Source organism: Glycomyces sp. MUSA5-2, assembly GCF_037034145.1.
In the GTDB taxonomy this organism is placed as follows: domain Bacteria; phylum Actinomycetota; class Actinomycetes; order Mycobacteriales; family Micromonosporaceae; genus Glycomyces; species Glycomyces artemisiae.
Genome location: NZ_JBAGKG010000001.1, coordinates 1,140,931 through 1,158,962, shown reverse-complemented (window position 1 = coordinate 1,158,962; position 18,032 = coordinate 1,140,931). Strand labels below are relative to the sequence as shown.

Below are 18,032 nucleotides of genomic sequence, written 5' to 3'. Positions count from 1 at the left end.
GCCCTGTCAGGCGGTGCTCGTCCGGCCGTACTGGTCGGCGCGGTCGAACACCTTCTGCACGTAGTCGTCCCTGGGGTTGTAGGAGTGGACGGCGGCCTGCCAGCCGTCCGGGGTCGCGAGGTTCCGGTCGCCGTGGCACAGGTAGTTGGCGGCGGCGGTGACGGCGTCGTCGATGTCGTCGGGGTTGTACAGGCCGTCCTTGTCGCCGTCGGCCTTCCAGTTCTCCCAGGTGCTGGGGAGGAACTGCATGGGGCCCATCTCGTCGTACTCGGCGCCGCGGATGGGGGTGAGGGTGGTGCCGTCGGCCTGGACGCGGTTGCCGCCGGTGGTGCCGTGGTTGGTCTCGGTGGCGCCGATCCCGGCGAGGGTGGTCCAGGAGAGGTTGCAGCCGGGGTTCTCGACGGCGGAGACGAGCTCGGCGCGGCCGTAGGCGACGAGGACGCGCTCGGGGATGCCGAGGTGGGCGAGGCTCTGCGCCCACGAGTCGAGATCGGTGGCGCCCGCCTGGGTGGTGGTGCCGTCGGTGGGGGCCCCGGTGCTGGACTCTTCGAGGTCGTCGGTCTCGGCGGGGAGCCCTGCGGCGGGGGCGTCCTCGGGGGTGAGGACGAGCGGGGCCTCCTCTTCCTCGGGGCTGGGCTCGGTGCCGAACGACCAGGCGGGCCCGGCGCCGGGTACGACGAACCATCCGGCGGCGAGCGCCCCGGCGACCGCGAGGACCGTGAGCGCCACCTGGACGCCGAGGCGGCCCGCGGGCGCGCGCAGGGCGCGGTAGCAGGCGCGGACGCCCCTGCCGGCGGCCTTGAGGGCGCGCCAGGGGAGGAGTGCGAGGCGGCGTGCGAGGCGTCGGAGGAGGAGCAGCACGGGAGCGGGTCGTCCTTTCTCGATCGTGGCGGCCGGGGCGGGAGGCGGGGTGGCGGGAGTGCGCGGGCGGTGCGGCGCGCCCAGTATGCACCCGCGGGGCGGCGCGCGTGCGGCGCCGCGGCGGGACCGGACTGAATGCGAGTATTCCCTAGTTTCGTTCCCGCGGGCAACGCCTGAGACGCAACAATTCTCTCCACTGCCCGCTACCGGCGGGCGGCCGGATCGTTCTCCCATATCGGAACGGTGGTTGCCACGAGCAAACCCGCGTCGAGAACGCCTCGCGTCCGCGAAAGGGCAGGAGACACGGCCATGCGGAGTGCCAGTTCCCATCACGGCAGGTAACCGACTGAGATGGGGGTGACACTGTGAGGCCGCTGGGCATTTGTGCCCGCGCACCAGCGCGCCACAGCCCGGCATACGGGGGCTGAACGAAAGTTGACCGACACGTGGATACGACAACGGCATCGCACGCCGCACTGGCTTCCCTTCCGATGCTCGGCACCGAGCGACCGGATCGCCCGAACCCTTGTGAAAGGGACGGGGTCCGGCCGCTCGCGAATGCGGCACCGGCATATCCGGCCCAGTCCGATGTGGCCGGACTTCCGGCCGCGGCCGGGCGCGCCGACGAGGGGGCCGGCGGCCCGATCGATCCGGCCCAGCTGCCCGCAGGGGACGTCACGTTCCTGTTCACCGACATCGAGGGCTCGACCCGCCTGGCCTCGGGGCTCGGCGCCGAACGCTACCGGGTGGTCCTCCACCGCCACCGCGCGCTCGTGCGCGAGGTCTTGAAGGAGCACGGCGGCGTGGAGATCGACACCGAGGGCGACTCGTTCTTCGTGGCGTTCCACGACGCGGCCTCGGCCTGCGCCGCCGCGTCCGGGATACAGGCGGCGCTCCACGGCGCGCACTGGCCCGACCACGGCTCGGGGCCGCTGCGGCCCCGCGTCCGCATGGGACTGCACACCGGCGAGGCCTGGCCCTCCGCGGGCGGGTACGCCACGCCGGAGGTGCACAAGACCGCCCGCATCTGCTCTGCGGCCCACGGCGACCAGATCCTCGCGTCTGCGGCGTGCGCGGCCGCCGCGGGCCTGCCGCCGACCCGGGTGCGCCGCCTCGGCGACTTCGAGCTGCGGGGCCTGCCCGGCGCCACCGAACTGGTCCAGATCGACACGCCCGGCCTCCCCGAGTCGTTCCCGCCGCCGGCCTCGCGGCCCCGCAGGCACAACCTGCCGCACGTGCTGAAGCCGCCCGTGGAGCGGCCCGAGGACGCGCGCGAACTGGACCGGGCGTTCGCCGTCAGCCGCATGGTCGCCCTCTCCGGGCTCCCCGGCTGCGGCAAGACCGTGTTCGCGAAGGCCTGGGCCCGCAAGCGGCTCGCCTGCTACGAGCACGGCGTCTGGTACTCCGACACCGGGCCCGACCTCGGCCGGGCCCTGCTGGACGCGCTCGACCTTCGCTCGGAGCCGCTGCGCGACCCGATGGCCACGGTGACCGACCACTTCCGCGACCGCCGCGCGCTCCTGGTCGTCGACGGCGCCGACCGGCTCGGCGCCGAACGCCGCGCCGAGCTGCTCGTCCTCCTGGAGTCCTGCCCCGAGCTGCACCTGCTCGCGGTCGGCCGCAGGCCCGTGGACCTGCCCGGCGCCGTCAAGCGCTCCCTGGACCTGCCCGCCGGGACCGTGGGCGCCTCGATGCTCGCCGGGTTCTGCGAGGACCGCGGCGCGCCGTGGACCGCGGCCGACTGCCGCGGCCTCGCCGCGGCCGTCGAGAACTTCCCGCCCGCGCTCCTCGCGCTCGCCGACCTCGTCGCGCTCGCCTCCCCGCAGGCGGCGCTGCGGCGGCTGCGCGACGACCCGGTCGCGGTCCTCGACGCGGGCGGGCGGTTCCGCGCCGCCATCGACGACGCGGTCGCCGCGATCTCCGGCCCCGCCCGCGCGGTGCTCCTCGAACTGGCCGCGCGCGAGCGCGGCGCGAGCGTCGACGAGGTCCTCGACCTGTGCCGCCAGCGGGACGGGAGCCTCGAAGCGCTCGTCGAGCTCGTCGACGCCGCCCTCGTCGTGATCGAGCGGCCCGCCATGGACCAGGCCGTGTACCGGGTCCCCGCGCCGCTGCGCTGGCTCCTCGCGGGTCCGGACGCCGCGCCGGGCCCGGTGAACGACCCGGCCCCCGCGGCCCCGCTCGACCTCGCCGAGCGCCTGGTCCACCCGGTCCCGTTCAACGCCCCGCGCCTGCGCGCGGTCGCCTTACACCGCTGCGGCGGCGGGGTCCACACCCGCCGCCGCCGCTCCCGCGGCCCGCGCGGGGCGTGTGCGATGCTGGGCCCGTGACTGACAGGCAACCGGAGCCGCTCGACCGCTCCCGCTCGAAGGCCGCCGCCGAACGGGCGGCCCGCGTCATCCCCGGCGGCGTGAACTCGCCGGTCAGGGCCTTCCGGGGCGTCGGCGGGGACCCCGTCTTCATCAAGGAGGCCAAGGGCGCCCGCATGACCGACGTCGACGGGAACACCTACGTCGACCTCGTCGGCTCCTGGGGCCCGCTCATCCTCGGCCACGCCCACCCCGACGTCGTCGAGGCCCTCGCGCAGGCCGCCGCCCGCGGCACCTCCTACGGGGCGCCCACCGTCGGCGAGATCGAGCTCGCCGAGCTCATCACCGACCGCACTCCGTGCGAGATGGTCCGCCTCGTGTCCTCCGGCACCGAGGCCACCATGAGCGCCGTGCGCCTCGCCCGCGCCGCCACCGGCCGCGACAAGATCGTCAAGTTCGCGGGCTGCTACCACGGCCACGCCGACTACTTCCTCGCCGAAGCCGGGTCCGGCGTCGCCACCCTCGGCCACCCCGACTCGCCCGGCGTCCCCGCCGCCGCCGCGGCCGACACGATCGTCGTGCCCTACAACGACCTCGACGCCGTCGAAGCCGCGTTCGCCGCCCACCCCGGCCAGATCGCCGCGGTCATCGCCGAAGCCGTCCCCGGCAACATGGGCGCCATCGCGCCCCTCGACGGCTTCAACGAGAAGCTCTACTCCGTGGCGCACGCCCGCGGCGCGCTCCTCATCTCCGACGAGGTCATGACCGGCTTCCGCGTCGCCCCCGGCGGCCTCGCCGCCCCCGCCGACCTCTACACGTACGGGAAGGTCATGGGCGGGGGCCTGCCCGCCGCCGCGTTCGGCGGCCGCGCCGACCTCATGTCGCAGATCAGCCCCGCCGGACCCGTCTACCAGGCCGGGACGCTCTCGGGGAACCCCCTCGCCGTCGCCGCCGGGCTCGCGACCCTCCGCGCCTGCGACGACGCCGTCTACCGCACGCTCGACGACACCGCCGCCGAGATCCAGCGCCTCGCCGCCGAAGCCCTCGCGAAAGCCGGAGTCCCGCACTACGTCTCCGCGCCCTCGAACCTGTTCTCGATCTTCTTCGCCGACGGGCCCGTCACGAACTTCACCGAGGCGAAGGCCCAGGACACGGCCGCGTTCGGCGCATTCCACAACGCGATGCTCGAACACGGCGTGTACCTGCCGCCCAGCGCGTTCGAATGCTGGTTCACCTCCGCCGCGATCGACGAGGAAGCCCTGTCACACATCGAACAGGCGCTGCAACCCGCCGCCGAAGCCGCGGCTAAGGTGCGCTCATGAGCGGCTCCAAGACCATCGTCCACCTGCTGCGCCACGGCGAGGTCCACAACCCGGAAGGCATCCTCTACGGGCGCCTGCCCGGATACGGCCTGTCCGAGCTCGGCAAGGAGATGGCCGTCGCCGCCGCCGAACGGCTCGCCAAGCGGGACATCGTCCACGTCGGCGCCTCCCCGCTCCAGCGCGCCCAGGAGACCGCCGAGCCCGTCGCCGCCTCCCACCGCCTCCACACCGTCACCTACGACGGCATCGTCGAGGCCGGGAACTCCTTCGAAGGACTCAAGGTCGGCGTCGGCGACGGCGCCCTCCGCGAGCCCCGCTACTGGTGGCGCCTGCGCGACCCCTTCCGGCCCTCCTGGGGCGAGGCGTACCTCGACATCGCCCGCCGCATGATGGACGCCGTCGACAAGGCCCGCGCCGCCGCCGACGGCGCCGAAGCCGTCCTCGTCTCCCACCAGCTCCCCATCTGGACGGTCCGCCGCTTCGCCGAGCGCAAGCGCCTCTGGCACGACCCGCGCAAACGCGAATGCGCCCTCGCCTCGGTCACCAGCTTCGTCTACGAGGACGAGACGCTCGCCCGCATCGAGTACTCCGAGCCGGCCGCGCACCTCGTGCTCAGGTCCGCGTCGGCCCGGCGGGCCAAGGGCGCCTGACCGTGGGGCTGCGGCGGAGGACCATGCTGGCTGCGGCGCCGCTGCTGGCCCTCGCGGCCTGCGGCGAGTCCGGCGCGAACACCGACCGGGTCAACGAGATCAACCGCGACCGGTTCGTCTCCGGCGACGGCTCGAACTACCGGTGGGAGGACCCGGAGGACCGCTTCGACGCGCCCCGCCTCCAGGGCACCGACCTCGACGGGAACCCCGTCGACACCGACGACTGGGCCGGCAGCGTCCTCGTCGTCAACTTCTGGGGCTCCTGGTGCCCGCCCTGCGTCGCCGAAGCCCCCTACCTCGTCGAGGCCGCAGCGGCCCTCGAAGGCGAGCCGGTGCAGTTCCTCGGCGTCAACATCCGCGACACCGGCGACGCCGCCAAGGCCTTCGAGCAGCGCTGGGGCGTCCAGTACCCGTCCATCGAAGACGAGGCTGGCCGCATCGCCGACCAGTTCGTCGACTACGGCCTCTCCCCGAACGACATCCCCGCGACGATCGTCATCGACGCCGAGCACCGCGTGTTCTCCATCTGGCGCGGCGGCCTCGACGACGCCGAGACGATCACCGCCGACGTGACCAAAGCCCTGGAGTCCTGATGAGCGCCAACCCTTCCGGCAACCCGGCCCTCCGCAAGGCCGCCAAGCGCGCCGTCATGGCCGGGACCGCCGCCCTCGCCGCCGTCGCCGTCACCTCCCTCGTCAAGCGCCGCCTCAACCCGACCGAGCCGTCGTCGGCGAGGAAGCAGGCGCCGTTCTCGCCCGCAGACGCACCGGCCGAGCCCCGCCCCGGCGAGGAGGCAGCGTGACCCGCCCCGAGACCACCCGGCCCGCGACGAAGGGGGCCCCGTGAACCCCGCCGAGACCGCCGCCTCCGGGCCGCTGCTCCTCGCCTTCGGCGTCGCCGCGCTCGCCGGGCTCGTCTCCTTCGCGTCCCCGTGCACCCTCCCCCTCATGCCCGGGTACGTCTCCTACGTGACCGGCATGAGCGGCACCGAACTCCGAGGCGACCGCCCCGCCGACCGCCGCATCGGACGCGTCCTCACCGGCGCGCTCCTCTTCGTCGCCGGATTCACCGCCGTCTACACCGTCCTCGTCTTCGCCCTCCAGAGCGCCGGACGCGCCCTCCTCCAGAACACCTCCGTCCTGGAGACCGTCGCCGGGATCGTCATGATCGCCATGGGCCTCATGTTCATCGGCCTCATCCCCACCCGCGGCGGCTTCGCCCCCACCTGGCGGCCCGCCGTCGGCCTCGCCGGGGCGCCCCTCTTCGGCGCCGTCTTCGCGCTCTCCTGGATCCCCTGCACCTCACCGGTCCTCGCCGCGATCACCAGCCTCGCCGTCGTCCAGGACGGCACCGCCCGCGGCGTCGGCCTCATGATCGCCTACTGCGCCGGGCTCGGCGCCCCCTTCGTGCTCTTCGCCGTCGGCATGCACCGCCTCGCCCGCGCCCTCGACTTCCTCAAGCGCCACGGCCGCGCCATCTCCATCGCGGGCGGCGTCATGCTCGTCGCCGTCGGCCTCATGCTCGCCACCGGCGCCTGGGGCGACTTCACCAACTGGCTCAGGGCCACCGTCGGCACCGGGGTGAGCGCCCTGTGACCGCCACCCTCACCTCCCTGCCGCGCAAACCCAAGGCCGCCAAGCGCTTCCGCGCGTTCTGGCGCCGCTGGTGGCACCAGCTCACCGCCATGCGCACCGCGCTCATCCTCCTTCTCGCGCTCGCGCTCGCCGCGATCCCCGGGTCCACATTCCCGCAGCGGTCCATCAGCACCGTCGACGTCACCGCCTACTTCGACGAGCACCCCGACCTCGCGCCGTGGCTCGACCGCCTGTGGGCCTTCGACGTCTACACCTCGCCGTGGTTCTCCGCGATCTACCTGCTGCTCATGATCAGCCTCGTCGGCTGCATCGTCCCGCGCCTCGGCGTCCACTGGAAAGCCCTGCGCGCCAAGGTCCCCGACGCCCCGCAGCGCATGTCGATCCTCCCGTACCACCGCGTCCTCGACCCCGGGACCGACGCCAACCAGGGCCGGGCCCGCGCCGTCCTCAAGCAGCGGCGCTGGCGCACCGAGGTGCGCGAGCACGAGGACGGCACCGTCGTCATCGCCGCGGAGAAGGGCTACCTGCGCGAGACCGGGAACCTGCTGTTCCACACCTCGATCATCTTCGTGCTCGTCGGCGTCGCCGCCGGGAGCCTCATGAGCTGGTACGGCAACCGCATCCTCTCCGAGGACAAGGCGTACTGCAACAACCTCCAGCAGTACGACGAGTACGGGCTCGGCGCGTGGGTCGACGAGACCGACCTCCCGCAGTTCTGCGTCACCCTCGACGAGTTCGACGCCGAGTTCACCAACGGCGGGCCCACCGCCTTCGACGCCGACGTCACCTACGAGACCGGCGGGGAGAGCGGCGAGTACGACCTGAAGGTCAACCACCCGCTGAACATCGACGGCACCAACGTCTTCCTCATCGGCCACGGCTACACCGCCGTCGTCACCTACACCGACCGCTACGGGCAGACCCAGACGCTCCACCAGGAGTTCCTGTCGATGGACGCGGCCCTGAACTCCGAGGGCGCGTTCAAGTTCCCCGACGTGAACGTCGACCCCGAGACCGGCGCCGTCGACCCGGACGCCGAAGTCGGCTTCGACGCGATCCTCGTCCCCACCTTCGACGACTCGACCGCGATGCTCCTGGGCTCCGACCCCGAGCTGAACAACCCGGTGCTCGCGCTCACCGCGTACACCGGCGACCTGGGCCTGGGCGACGGCCTGCCCGAGTCGGTGTACTCGATCAACGAGGACCAGATCGCCTCGGGCGAACTGGAGCAGGTCAACGACGACGTCGAGGTCATCGGCGTCGGCGACGCCATGACCCTGCCCGACGGGACGACCCTCACCTTCGACGGCGTGGAGCAGTACGCGGTCCTCCAGGTCCGCCACGACCCCGGTGGGCCCGTCGTCCTCGCGGGCGCGGTCCTGCTGCTCCTCGGCCTCCTGCCGGGGCTCGCCGTGCGCCGCAGGCGCTACTGGATCCGGTGGAACCCCGACGGCACCGTCGAGACCGCCGGCCTCAACCGCAACGACTTCGACGGCCTCGACGAGGAGTGCGACGAGCTCACCGCCGCGATCGCTCCCGACTACGAGCCGCCGGGACCAAGTACCGACAGGAGTGACCAATGACCGGTGCCGAAGTCGCGAACGCCCTGTTCGTCGCGACCATCGTCGTCTACGCGGCGGCGATGTTCTCCTACGCCGTCGAATACGCCTTCGACAAGCGCGCCCCCAAGCGCGCCAAGACCCTCGTCGCTTCCGGCGGCGGCGGTATCGACGCTGACGCCGACGCCTCCGACGAGGCGCCGACCGAAGCCCCCATCAGCCCCGCGGCCGCCCGCGGCGCGGGCCGACTCGGCCTCGTCCTGACGTTCCTCGGCACCGCGGCCCTTCTCGCGAGCATCGTCGTCCGGGTCGTCTACACCGGACGGTGGCCGTGGGGCAACATGTTCGAGTACACCGTCGGCGTCGCCCTGGCGGGCATGACGACCTGGCTGATCCTCGTCACCCGCGGCTCGGTCCCGCGCCGCCTCGGCCTCTTCGCGACCTTCGCCGTCACGATGGTCCTCGGCACCTCGGTCCGCGTCTACACCGAGGCCGGACCGCTGGTCCCCGCCCTCGACTCGTACTGGATCATCATCCACGTCACCGCCGCCATCTGCGCCTCCGGCATCCTCCTCATCGGCTGCGTCTTCGCGATCCTCCACCTCCTCAAGCGCGCCCACGACCGCCGCGTCTCCGACGGCAAGCCGGTCCGCTTCCCCATCAACATCGCCGAGCGCCTCCCCGACGCGACCGCCTTGGAGCGCTTGACGTTCAAGATCCACGTCTTCGCGTTCCCGCTCCTCACCTTCGGCATCATCGCCGGATCGGTGTGGGCCCACCTCGCGTGGGGCCGCTACTGGAACTGGGACCCCAAGGAGGTCTGGGCCTTCATCGCCTGGGTCGTCTACGCCGCCTACCTGCACGCGCGCGTCTCCGGCCGCTCCGCCAAGGCCAACGCCCCCTGGATCGCGATCCTCGGCTACGCGGTCATGCTGTTCAACCTGACCGCCGTGAACCTCGTGTTCGGCGGCCTGCACTCGTACGCGGGAGTCTGAGGACTTCTCCGCCTGACACCGATCGGGCCCTCTTGCGCGCCAGTGCAAGGGGGCCCGATCGCATCATGAGGTCGCACAGCATCAGGTCATGCGGTCATGCGGTCAAGTGGTTGTGCGGTCACGCGAGCGGGTCGTTCTCGTCCTCGAACCGGGCCAGACCCCAGACGTCCTCGTCCTCGGTCAGCCACGTCTCCTGACCCTCGCCGTCCTCATCGCCTGCGGCACCAGGCCTTCCGCCCGCACCGCCGGCCATCATCCCGGCGCCGCCCGCGGTCTTCCCGAACAGCCCCTGGCCCTTCCCGAGCCCGGCCCCACCGGCCTTCGCGCCAGCACCGGTCCCGGCACCGCCTCCGGCCGCGGGCCCGAACAGCCCCATCCCGGAACCGATCCCACCGCCGACGCCGCCACCGGCACCGCCGCCACCCGGCAGCCCGCCACCGGCACCGCCCCCGGGCAACCCGCCCGACCCCAGCCCGCCACCGGCGAGACCGCCCGACGGGTCGTCATCGCTCCCGGCGTCGTCGGGGGACCAGGACGGCACGGTCGAAGTGGTCGTCCCCTCCCCGAACTTGGTCGAGGTCGGCGGCGGGGTCATCCCGCTCGACCCGGAACTGGTCGGCGAACCGTTGAAGTCCCCGCCAGAAGGCGGGGAGTAACCGCCGCTGTCGAGGTCGGCACCGGACTCGCGGAACGTGGTGTCCTGCACGGTCTCGACGGCGGGCGTGAACTCCTGGCCCGCGATCTCCGCGTCCTCCCAACGCGCCAGGACAGTGTCGTTCTGCTCGGCCGCGCGGTCCTGGTAGTCCTGGGAGCCCGAGTCGTAGTCGCGCTTGGCGCGGGTGTCGCCGTCGGCCTGCGCGAGCTGCTCCGCCTGCGGCCGCAGCTCCTCCTCGGGGGCCTCCGGGTTCTCTCGCTTGAGCCGCGCGAGGTGGCGCTCGGTCTGGTCGGTCACGTACTGGCCCAGCTCGTTTGCGTAGTCACCGTCGAACCCGCCGAGCTCCATGGCGCGCGTGGCCGAGTCGTCTTCGCCGTCCCAGGCGCACCCGTCGGTGACTTCGCAGTCTCCGTCGGTGAACGGGACCCGATGGTGCACAGTCGGATCGGAGAAGATGCTGCCCTCGTCCTCCACCCAGTACTGGGGCGCGGGGTAAGGGAGCTCGTGCGAGTCGCCGCCCTGGAGGGCATAGATCTCGTCGCCTTTCAGCTCCAGGAGGCCGATCAGCCCCGAGCTGTTGTCGCCGATGTCGGCCTGGATCTGCTCGCAATTGGTGAAGACGGTCTCCATCTGCTCGGCGAACGCGTCGAAGTCCTCGCCCTGCCAGCCGTTGGACAGCTCGGTGAGCTTCTGTTCGAGGACCTTGGCGACGCCTTCGTTCTCGTCGAGCGCGAACTGCTGGTTGAACTCGAACCAGTGGCGGGAGATCTCCTTGAGGGCGAGCTGGTCGCCGTTCGCGGGACGGACCTCCATTACGAGCGACTGGACCTCTTCCGGCGTGGGGGCGGCGGTGCCGACGGCGACGCAGGTGAAGCGCTCGACTTGGCCCGCCACAGGGATCGCGGACACGAGCTTGATCCACGCCTCCTCGAAGGTCGTGTCGGTGTTGGTGCAGCTGGAGTTCGAGCACGGCGTCTTGCCGCGGTAGACGGTGTCCGCCGCGGCGTCCTGGCCGCTGATCGCCTCCTGGCCGGTGACGCCCCCGTATTCCTCTCCGGCGAATTCGATGTCGCCCATGGTCACTGCACCTCCGCTATCTTCGCGTTCACGGTCTGCTCGACCTCTGCCGCATACGTTCCGGCGAACCACTCTTCGAGTTCGTCACTGGTGAACGAGTAGGCGGGTTCGCCGTCCTCCTCGCCGAAGTTGTGGTCGTAGTCCAACTGGATGTGGAGGACCCACTGGCCGCTCAGGCCGATGACCTCCAGGTAGTGGGCGTTGGCGCTGCCGGTCCACCCGTAGAGCACGCCCTGGTCCCAGCCGCCTTCGAGCGGCAGTTCGGTGAGTCCTTCACCCGCGGACCCGTCCGACTGGGCGGCGCTCGCGCGTTCCTCGTAGGCCGTGGCGGCCTGGTCGGCGTTCTCGGTGGGCACGATCTTGACGTTGAGTTCGCCGCCGCCCCCGAAGTTCACGTAGTCGCCGCCGCTGAGGATGTTGAGCATGCCGTTGCAGCCGAGAGCGCCCGGGTCGAAGGTGTTGCCGAGTGCGGAGGGTCCAGGCGCGCCGCCTTCGGCGTTGATGCCGCCCCAGCCCTCGATGTGCATTTCGTCGGCGATCGGCTGGAGGTTGTCGAGGATCTCGCAGGCGTCCCACGTGGACATCTCGGCGTACACCGGGTCCTCGGCGGCGGCGTCCGTTTCCCCGTCCGAACCGCCGCTCGCGAGGTTGCAGGCGGACAGCATGATTCCTGCTGCGGCAGTGGCGGTGCAGGTCTTGACGAATCGGTTCATCGCGTGGGTCCCTAGCTGCTCTCGGTGGATCCGGCGGTGTTCAGGTTGTTGACGTTCAACTCCTCGGACTCCATGTGGAGTCCCATGGCGTCGTTGAGCGTCACGATCGCGCCGTACAGGTCCTGCCGGAGCTTCTGGAGGTTGTTCCAGACCTCCTCGTGCGCGTCCTTGTAGTAGCGCCTGGCGTCCTGCGACGATTCGAGCAGTCCGAAGCCGGGCTCGTAACCGAGCACTTGGCCGGGCAGCAGCATCTCGGTCAAGGTCGTCACATGGTTGAGCCGGTTCACCAGCTCGTCTCGGAAGGCTTCCAGGTATGCGGGATCGAGGATCCGTTGGGCCACGACGGGACCTCCGGGGGTGAATCGGGATCATTTGCACTGAACCTCATGGTATCGGCTCGTCACTGATCGTGTGGTACACCGAAACCCGGTCGGGCGCAGGAAATCGACGGTGCGTAGCCGCGCATATATATAAGGTGTAGCGCGCGACGGCCCCCGCTCGGATGAGCGGGGGCCGTCGCGCTGCTTGACGTGGTGCGGGGGTCAGTGGCCGCGGCCGTTGTTGCGGGCAGCTCCGTAGCGTTCGGCGGTGACGTCGAGGTCGGCCTGCTGGAAGGAGCGCTGCGGGCGCGGGTGGTCGGGGACGATGCGCGGGATGTCGTCGTGGCCTTGGGGAGCGGGGATCGGGGCGGTGGCGGGGCGCTGGTCGGGGACGTAGCCCGCGGTGCGCTCGGTGCGGTTGCGGACGCGGCCCGGGGCGCGGGGGCGCTGCTGTTGCTGCTGGGCGCGCATGCGGTCGACCTGGATGGCGCCGGTGGCGGTGGGGAGGGGCTCGTCGTCGTCGACGTGGATGCCGAGCTGCTCGCGGCGGCTGACGGTCTTCGGCGTGGTCCCCATGAGCGCGAACAGGAGCACGATGATGCCGAGGGTCGCGACGCCGAGGATCGGGAGGATCAGCATGATCGGGTCGATGCCCTCGACGGTGTCGCGGCCCTGGTTGTAGAGCGTGACGCGGACGCCGGCCATGCCCGTGTAGTGCATGCCGCACACCGCGATCGCCATGACCACGGCCGCGGCGGTGTGCCACTTCCAGCCTTCGAGGTACATGCCGCAGAACAGGGCCGCGGTCGCGGCGACGACCGCGATGACGACCGAGGCGATGAAGTAGGTCTGGTCGTGGGTGATGTGGCCGGAGACGTTGATCGCGGCCATGCCCGAGTAGTGCATGACGACGACGCCGAGGCCGGTGAGCGGCCCGGCGATGAGGATCTTGCCGACGGTGCCGCGGCTGCCGGTGCCCGCGACCAGGAGGCCGAAGAACACGGAGCCGACGGAGGCGACGAGGCTCAGGAAGGTCTTGAGGGGGTCGTAGGCGATGTCGGACTCGACGACCTTGAAGCCGATCATGGCCGTGAAGTGCATCATCCAGATCGCCGTGGCGCCCAAGGAGAACGAGGCGAGGGCGATCCACTGGACGCGCTTGCGGGCCGCCTTCACCGTGCCGTCCTGGCGGCGCGCCTGCGTCATGCACATCAGCGCGAGGATCGATCCCGCGAAGGCGAACCCGAACGACATGATCGGGTTGATCCACCCATAAGTGAAGTGACTCACATGTTCCATCAGTGGTCTTCCTCCTCAGGCAGATGCCCGTATCCGGAATGTTGCGCGATTGGGATCTGCGCGGTTTGAAACCTATACGACTACTGTCCGGCTGCATCCGCAAGACGGACAGTTGCACTAGGACGGTCATTTCGGTCGACGCGGTCGAGGTTCGGCGAGGCCAGGACGCCGAACACCATGCCCACGATCGCGATGAGCGCCAACAGCATGATGGGAAGCAGGAGGATCAGCGGGCTGATCCCCGCGACGTTCCCCCGCGCCGGGCCCTCGACCTCGACGGCGGCCATGCCGGTGTAGTGCATGCCGACGACGGCGACGCTCATGACGGCCGCGGCCAGCGCCATCGAGCCGCGGCGGTCCACGACCGCCGTGAAGCGCAGCGCCACCGTGGACGCCACCACCGCGACGGCGGCGGAGGCCGCGACGAGGACCGGGTCGTAGACGACCCGCCCGCCCGTCGCGACCGCCGCCATGCCGGTGTAGTGCATCCCGACCACGCCGGCGCCGCAGAGCAGCCCGCCGAGCAGCAGGCGCGGCCAGCCAGCGCGCCTGCCGCCCGAGACGGACAGCCCGGTCCCCACGGCGAGCACCGCGAGCCCGAAGGACAGGGCGGTGAGCGCGGGGTCGTACGCGATGTCCGCACCGGTGACGGTGAAGCCGATCATCGCGATGAAGTGCATCATCCAGATGCCGATCCCGCCGATGGCCAAGGAGGCCATGAGGATCCAGCGCAGCCGCGACCCCCGCGTCGCGGCGGCGCGGGCGTAGCGGGAGGCGGTCAGTCCGAGAAAGGACCCGGCGGCGGCGAAGGCGAGGCCCATCGCCGGATTGAGCCAGCCGTACGTGAAGTGGTGGTGCTCTAGGGTGACCGCGAGCGGGTCCATGGGGTTACCTCCTGGAAGGCGTTGTGGGTCAACGGTGCCTCAACGGGGGGTGGAGTCTGTCGCACAAGAAGTGCGAGTTGTCCGGGAAGCGGCGGCGGATATGGAGGATCTGTCCGGAAGGCGTGCTCGCATGGACGCGGTGGGTGAGTGGACTAAGGTGGCGAAACGGTCGCTACCGAACGTGCTCGCACTGACGCGCAATGTATCGACGGCGGTGATTTTCTGTGGACGGGGCCGTTGGTCTGAGCCTCATCGTCCGAGTAGTCGCTTTTCTTGGCCGGACGGCCGAATACGGAGTAGGCGTGTGTCCGAAATACCAGGCTTTCTTGAGATTCGCCCGGTAACTCGGTGCGAAACGGGGCCGAGTTCAGTACTCCGGTACGCCCCTGGATTTCGCCGCCCTGATTCGTCATGATGGAATCTGCTGGGCTTCACATGCCGAACCCCCGCCGCCCCCGGCGGCAGGACGGCAGCCGGCGCGCGCCGTCGGCCCGAGACCGAGCCCGGCCCGGCACGGGCCCGTCGGTCTGACACAGAGGACCACCCCAGGAGGCTAGACAAGGTGAGCAAGCGCAGCTCGAACCGTGCGGGTTCAGCGGCTCGACGAGGACCGCTCGGCCTGCCCCGCATCGCCGACATGCGAATCCGGTCCAAGCTGGGACTGATCCTCCTCGTGCCCCTCATCGTCCTGGTGGCGGTCGCCGGCCTCCGCCTGTACGACCTCGCCGACCGGGTGTTCGAGTCCGACGACATGGTGAATCTCGTCGAGTTCAACGCCGTGACCGCCGAACTCCGCTACGACCTCCAGGTCGAGCGGTCCCTGCTGGTCACGCACCTCCGCATCGGCGACGACCACGTCGCGGACATCGACCCCGCCCAGTACGACGAGGCGGCCGTGGCCGCCCAGCAGGCCGAGACCGACGACGCCCTCGCCCAGTTCAACGAGAAGGCCGACGGGCTCCCCGACGTCTCCGACGACATCTCCAACCGGATCGACGCGGTCCGGACCCAGTACGAGACGCTCGTCCAGATCCGCCAGGCCGCCGCCGACAGCCCCGACGGCGTCTCCATCGACCAGACCTCCCGCGTCTACCAGCGCCTCGTCGCCGAGCTCGTGACGATCACCGACATCTCCTCGCGCATCGTCAACGACCCCGAGATCGCCCGGAACCTCCAGGCCATCGCCGCCGCCACCACCGTCCTGGAGACGCTGGAGGAGGAGCGGTCGATCGCGATCAACGTCGGCAACGGCAAGAACTTCATCAACAACACCCGCTGGCAGAACTTCATCGCCTTCGCGAAGCTCCGCGAGACCGCCGAGGACGAGTTCAAGACCGTCGCCGACCGCGACGAGCAGCTCGCGTTCTTCTTCAGCCCCGGCGGCCTGAACACCGGCGAGGCCGAGGCGGCCCTGACGTTCGAGAACGCCGCGGTCAACGCGGGCACCGCGAAGCCCCTCGAAGTGAACGCGGCGGTCATCGACTCGTACAACGCGATCCTCGAAAACGGCCTCGACTACATCAACGACGAGTCCGAGCAGGTCCTCGAAGACGCCCGCGCCGACCTGAACGCGCAGATTTTCCAGCTCCTGCTCGAAGCCGTGCTCATCCTCGCGGCGTTCGTCATCGCGACCGTGGTCGCCCTGCTCATCGCCCGCAACATGGCGACCGGGCTGCGGCGCCTGCGCGAGGGCGCGCTCGACGTGGCGCACGTGTCGCTGCCGCAGGCGGTGGCGCAGATGCGCGACGCGGAGACGATCGGCAACCGGACACCGGACGAAGTCGCCGCCGACACGGGCGCGGTCATCGACATCGACCAGCGCGACGAGATCGGCAACGTGGCGCACTCGTTCAACATCGTCCACACCGAGGCGATCCGCATCGCGGCCGAGCAGGCCGCCCTGCGCGCCAACGTCTCCCAGATGTTCATCAACCTGGCCCGCCGGTCCCAGAACCTGGTCGACCGGCTCATCGGCCACCTCGACCACCTGGAGCGCGGCGAGGAGAACCCGGACCGCCTGGCCGAGCTGTTCCAGCTCGACCACCTCGCGACCCGCATGCGCCGCAACGACGAGAACCTCCTGGTGCTCGCCGGCGCGGACTCCACCCGCCAGGAGCGGTACCCGGCCCCGGTCGGCGACATCCTCCAGGCCGCCCAGTCCGAGGTCGAGCAGTACACCCGCATCGAGTTCGGGTCCCTGGAGGCCGAGCGGGAGATCCGCCCGGCCGCCGTCAACGACCTCGTGCACCTCATCGCCGAGCTCATGGACAACGCGACCGCGTTCTCCCCGCCGGAGTCCCCGGTCCTGGTCGAGGCCGAGCAGCTGCGCACCGCGGAGAGCCCGCAGGGCGCCATCCGGGTCCGCATCCACGACGTCGGCATCGGCATGCCGCCCGCGCAGATCGAGGACATCAACCGGCAGCTCTCCGAGTCCGCCGACGTCATCGACCTCGCGTCCTCGCGCATGATGGGCCTGGTCGTGGTCGCGCGCCTCGCGAAGCGCCACGAGGTCCACGTGGAGCTGCGCCCCGGCGAGCACCGCGGCACGGTCGCGGAGGTCATCCTCGGCGAGGCCGTCCTCACCGAGGCGAAGCTCCCCGAGCGCGGCCTGCGCTCCGGCGTGCCGCTCAACGGCTCCGCGCCGCGCGGCGAGCTCCTGTCGGGCATGGAGTCCACCGGCGCCCTGCCGCGGGTCCCCGAGAGCCCCGCGGGCCTGTTCGACACGGCCGCGCCCCAGGCGCCGCACTCCCCGCCGCCGCCGCAGCCCACGCCCCCCGCGTGGCAGCCGAGCGCGCCGCCGATGCCCTCGCGCCCGAACAACGCGCCGCCGCCGGTCGAGCCCGTCACGGGCGAGTACCCGACCCAGCGCCAGCCGCAGCAGTCGTTCCAGCCGCCTTTCCCGCAGTCCGCGCCCGCGGACGAGGAGCCGGGCTTCATGTTCCGGCCCGGCGGCCTCGCCGACGAGCGCAAGGCCAACGGCAAGGTCATGGAGGTGACCGGGGAGATCGTGTCCTCGGAGCACGTCGCCCTGCCGAAGATCCAGCTCGAAGCGTGGACCCCCGAGCCCGAGCCGGCGCCCCCGTCGTGGCCCGACGTGGCCGCGGCCCCCTCCGGCACGGAGGCGCCCCGCGCCGCCCGCCGGGACCGCGTGTCCGCTCTGGACGCGACGACGGAGCTCCCGATCTTCCGCGAGGTGGAGTCCGCCTGGTTCAAGGCGGTCACACCGGCGCCCAAGAAGGTCGAGGAGGGCGCCGCCCGGGTCGAGGACGCCCCCGAGTCGTCCCTGCGGCCCGCCCCGGCCGCGGAGGTGGCGGACGCAACCTCGCCGCGCTACGCTGACCAGTCAGGTGCGGCCGAGTCCCCCGCCCCGGCTTGGGACGCGGCGCCGCCCTCCCCTCCGCAGCCCACGGAAGGCCCGACCATGCAGCACACCCCCGCCGCCGACGAGTCGCCGGCCGCTGCCCCGGGCCCGGAGCGCCGCCGCCTGACCTCCCCCGAGACCGACACCGGTTCCTACGCCTGGCGCACCGCCGCCGACGACGGGTGGTCGCGCGTCGACGACGCCTTCGCGGAGACCATCGAGGAGACGACCACGGTCGGTCTTCCCAAGCGCCGCCCCATGGAACGCCTCGTTCCCGGCGCGGTGGAGGAATCTCAGGAGACCGTCAGCGCGCAGAAGCGCAACCCCGAGGGCATTCGGGGCCTGCTGTCGGCCTATCACCGTGGGGTGCAGCGAGGACGTGGCAATGACGGCAACTGAGTCGCTGATCCGCAACACGGCAGACGCTACTAAGGA

General features: G+C 71.4%; 15 protein-coding genes. 9 read left to right on the top strand and 6 right to left on the bottom strand.

Annotated features, from left to right (window positions below):
* Window positions 1-6 precede the first annotated feature (6 nt).
* Complete coding sequence (locus WA640_RS05440) at window positions 7-861, bottom strand: lytic transglycosylase domain-containing protein (protein ID WP_335986481.1); 855 nt, start codon at window positions 859-861, stop codon at window positions 7-9.
* A 590-nt stretch (window positions 862-1,451) separates the two neighbouring features.
* Here WA640_RS05440 and WA640_RS05435 point away from each other — a divergent pair.
* Genes WA640_RS05435 through ccsB form a run of 8 tightly spaced genes read left to right on the top strand, consistent with a single transcriptional unit; the run spans window position 1,452 to window position 9,288 of the window.
* The gene (locus WA640_RS05435) at window positions 1,452-3,188 is read left to right on the top strand and encodes an adenylate/guanylate cyclase domain-containing protein (protein WP_335986480.1); all 1,737 of its coding nucleotides are present in this window, start codon (window positions 1,452-1,454) and stop codon (window positions 3,186-3,188) included.
* The gene (gene hemL, locus WA640_RS05430; RefSeq protein ID WP_335986479.1) at window positions 3,185-4,489 is read left to right on the top strand and encodes a glutamate-1-semialdehyde 2,1-aminomutase; all 1,305 of its coding nucleotides are present in this window, start codon (window positions 3,185-3,187) and stop codon (window positions 4,487-4,489) included. Before WA640_RS05435 ends, hemL begins: the two co-directional genes overlap by 4 nt.
* Window positions 4,486-5,139: a histidine phosphatase family protein gene (locus WA640_RS05425; protein WP_106364097.1), complete on the top strand. Its 654-nt coding sequence runs from the start codon at window positions 4,486-4,488 to the stop codon at window positions 5,137-5,139. Before hemL ends, WA640_RS05425 begins: the two co-directional genes overlap by 4 nt.
* 23 nt (window positions 5,140-5,162) lie before the next feature.
* Window positions 5,163-5,732 (top strand): TlpA family protein disulfide reductase, encoded by a 570-nt coding sequence (locus tag WA640_RS05420; RefSeq protein ID WP_106364096.1) that lies wholly within the window; start codon window positions 5,163-5,165, stop codon window positions 5,730-5,732.
* A complete protein-coding gene (locus tag WA640_RS05415) occupies window positions 5,732-5,941 on the top strand; it encodes a hypothetical protein (RefSeq protein ID WP_335986476.1) in 210 nt (69 codons plus the stop codon). Before WA640_RS05420 ends, WA640_RS05415 begins: the two co-directional genes overlap by 1 nt.
* A gap of 40 nt (window positions 5,942-5,981) precedes the next feature.
* Window positions 5,982-6,734 (top strand): cytochrome c biogenesis CcdA family protein, encoded by a 753-nt coding sequence (locus tag WA640_RS05410; RefSeq protein WP_106364094.1) that lies wholly within the window; start codon window positions 5,982-5,984, stop codon window positions 6,732-6,734.
* Window positions 6,731-8,317, top strand: coding sequence for a cytochrome c biogenesis protein ResB (gene resB, locus WA640_RS05405; protein ID WP_335986474.1), 1,587 nt, complete (start codon window positions 6,731-6,733; stop codon window positions 8,315-8,317). The genes WA640_RS05410 and resB overlap by 4 nt, the downstream gene beginning before the upstream one ends.
* Complete coding sequence (ccsB, locus tag WA640_RS05400; protein WP_335986473.1) at window positions 8,314-9,288, top strand: c-type cytochrome biogenesis protein CcsB; 975 nt, start codon at window positions 8,314-8,316, stop codon at window positions 9,286-9,288. Before resB ends, ccsB begins: the two co-directional genes overlap by 4 nt.
* Before the next feature lie 118 nt (window positions 9,289-9,406).
* Here the strand turns inward: ccsB and WA640_RS05395 are convergent, their stop codons facing one another.
* The 5 genes from WA640_RS05395 to WA640_RS05375 all read right to left on the bottom strand — a co-directional run bounded on the left by WA640_RS05395 (window position 9,407) and on the right by WA640_RS05375 (window position 14,236).
* Complete coding sequence (locus tag WA640_RS05395; protein WP_335986472.1) at window positions 9,407-11,020, bottom strand: hypothetical protein; 1,614 nt, start codon at window positions 11,018-11,020, stop codon at window positions 9,407-9,409.
* A gap of 2 nt (window positions 11,021-11,022) precedes the next feature.
* Window positions 11,023-11,733, bottom strand: coding sequence for a hypothetical protein (locus WA640_RS05390; RefSeq protein ID WP_335986471.1), 711 nt, complete (start codon window positions 11,731-11,733; stop codon window positions 11,023-11,025).
* 11 nt (window positions 11,734-11,744) lie between these two features.
* The gene (locus tag WA640_RS05385) at window positions 11,745-12,074 is read right to left on the bottom strand and encodes a hypothetical protein (RefSeq protein ID WP_335986470.1); all 330 of its coding nucleotides are present in this window, start codon (window positions 12,072-12,074) and stop codon (window positions 11,745-11,747) included.
* A gap of 201 nt (window positions 12,075-12,275) precedes the next feature.
* Window positions 12,276-13,352, bottom strand: a complete 1,077-nt coding sequence (locus WA640_RS05380; RefSeq protein WP_335986469.1) for an MHYT domain-containing protein — start codon at window positions 13,350-13,352, stop codon at window positions 12,276-12,278.
* 80 nt (window positions 13,353-13,432) lie between these two features.
* Entirely contained in the window at window positions 13,433-14,236 is an 804-nt protein-coding gene (locus WA640_RS05375) for an MHYT domain-containing protein (RefSeq protein WP_335986468.1), read from the bottom strand.
* Between the two features lie 637 nt (window positions 14,237-14,873).
* Between WA640_RS05375 and WA640_RS05370 the strand changes: the two genes are divergently transcribed.
* Entirely contained in the window at window positions 14,874-17,996 is a 3,123-nt protein-coding gene (locus tag WA640_RS05370) for a sensor histidine kinase (protein WP_335986467.1), read from the top strand.
* Window positions 17,997-18,032: the final 36 nt, after the last annotated feature.

Coding starts and splice junctions, on each gene's coding strand:
- WA640_RS05425 (WP_106364097.1), top strand. CDS start 4,486: ATGAGCGGCTCCAAGACCATCGTCCACCTGCTGCGCCACGGCGAGGTC.
- WA640_RS05420 (WP_106364096.1), top strand. CDS start 5,163: ATGCTGGCTGCGGCGCCGCTGCTGGCCCTCGCGGCCTGCGGCGAGTCC.
- WA640_RS05370 (WP_335986467.1), top strand. CDS start 14,874: ATGCGAATCCGGTCCAAGCTGGGACTGATCCTCCTCGTGCCCCTCATC.
- WA640_RS05375 (WP_335986468.1), bottom strand. CDS start 14,236: ATGGACCCGCTCGCGGTCACCCTAGAGCACCACCACTTCACGTACGGC.
- WA640_RS05380 (WP_335986469.1), bottom strand. CDS start 13,352: ATGGAACATGTGAGTCACTTCACTTATGGGTGGATCAACCCGATCATG.
- WA640_RS05395 (WP_335986472.1), bottom strand. CDS start 11,020: ATGGGCGACATCGAATTCGCCGGAGAGGAATACGGGGGCGTCACCGGC.
- WA640_RS05415 (WP_335986476.1), top strand. CDS start 5,732: ATGAGCGCCAACCCTTCCGGCAACCCGGCCCTCCGCAAGGCCGCCAAG.
- WA640_RS05390 (WP_335986471.1), bottom strand. CDS start 11,733: ATGAACCGATTCGTCAAGACCTGCACCGCCACTGCCGCAGCAGGAATC.
- ccsB (WP_335986473.1), top strand. CDS start 8,314: ATGACCGGTGCCGAAGTCGCGAACGCCCTGTTCGTCGCGACCATCGTC.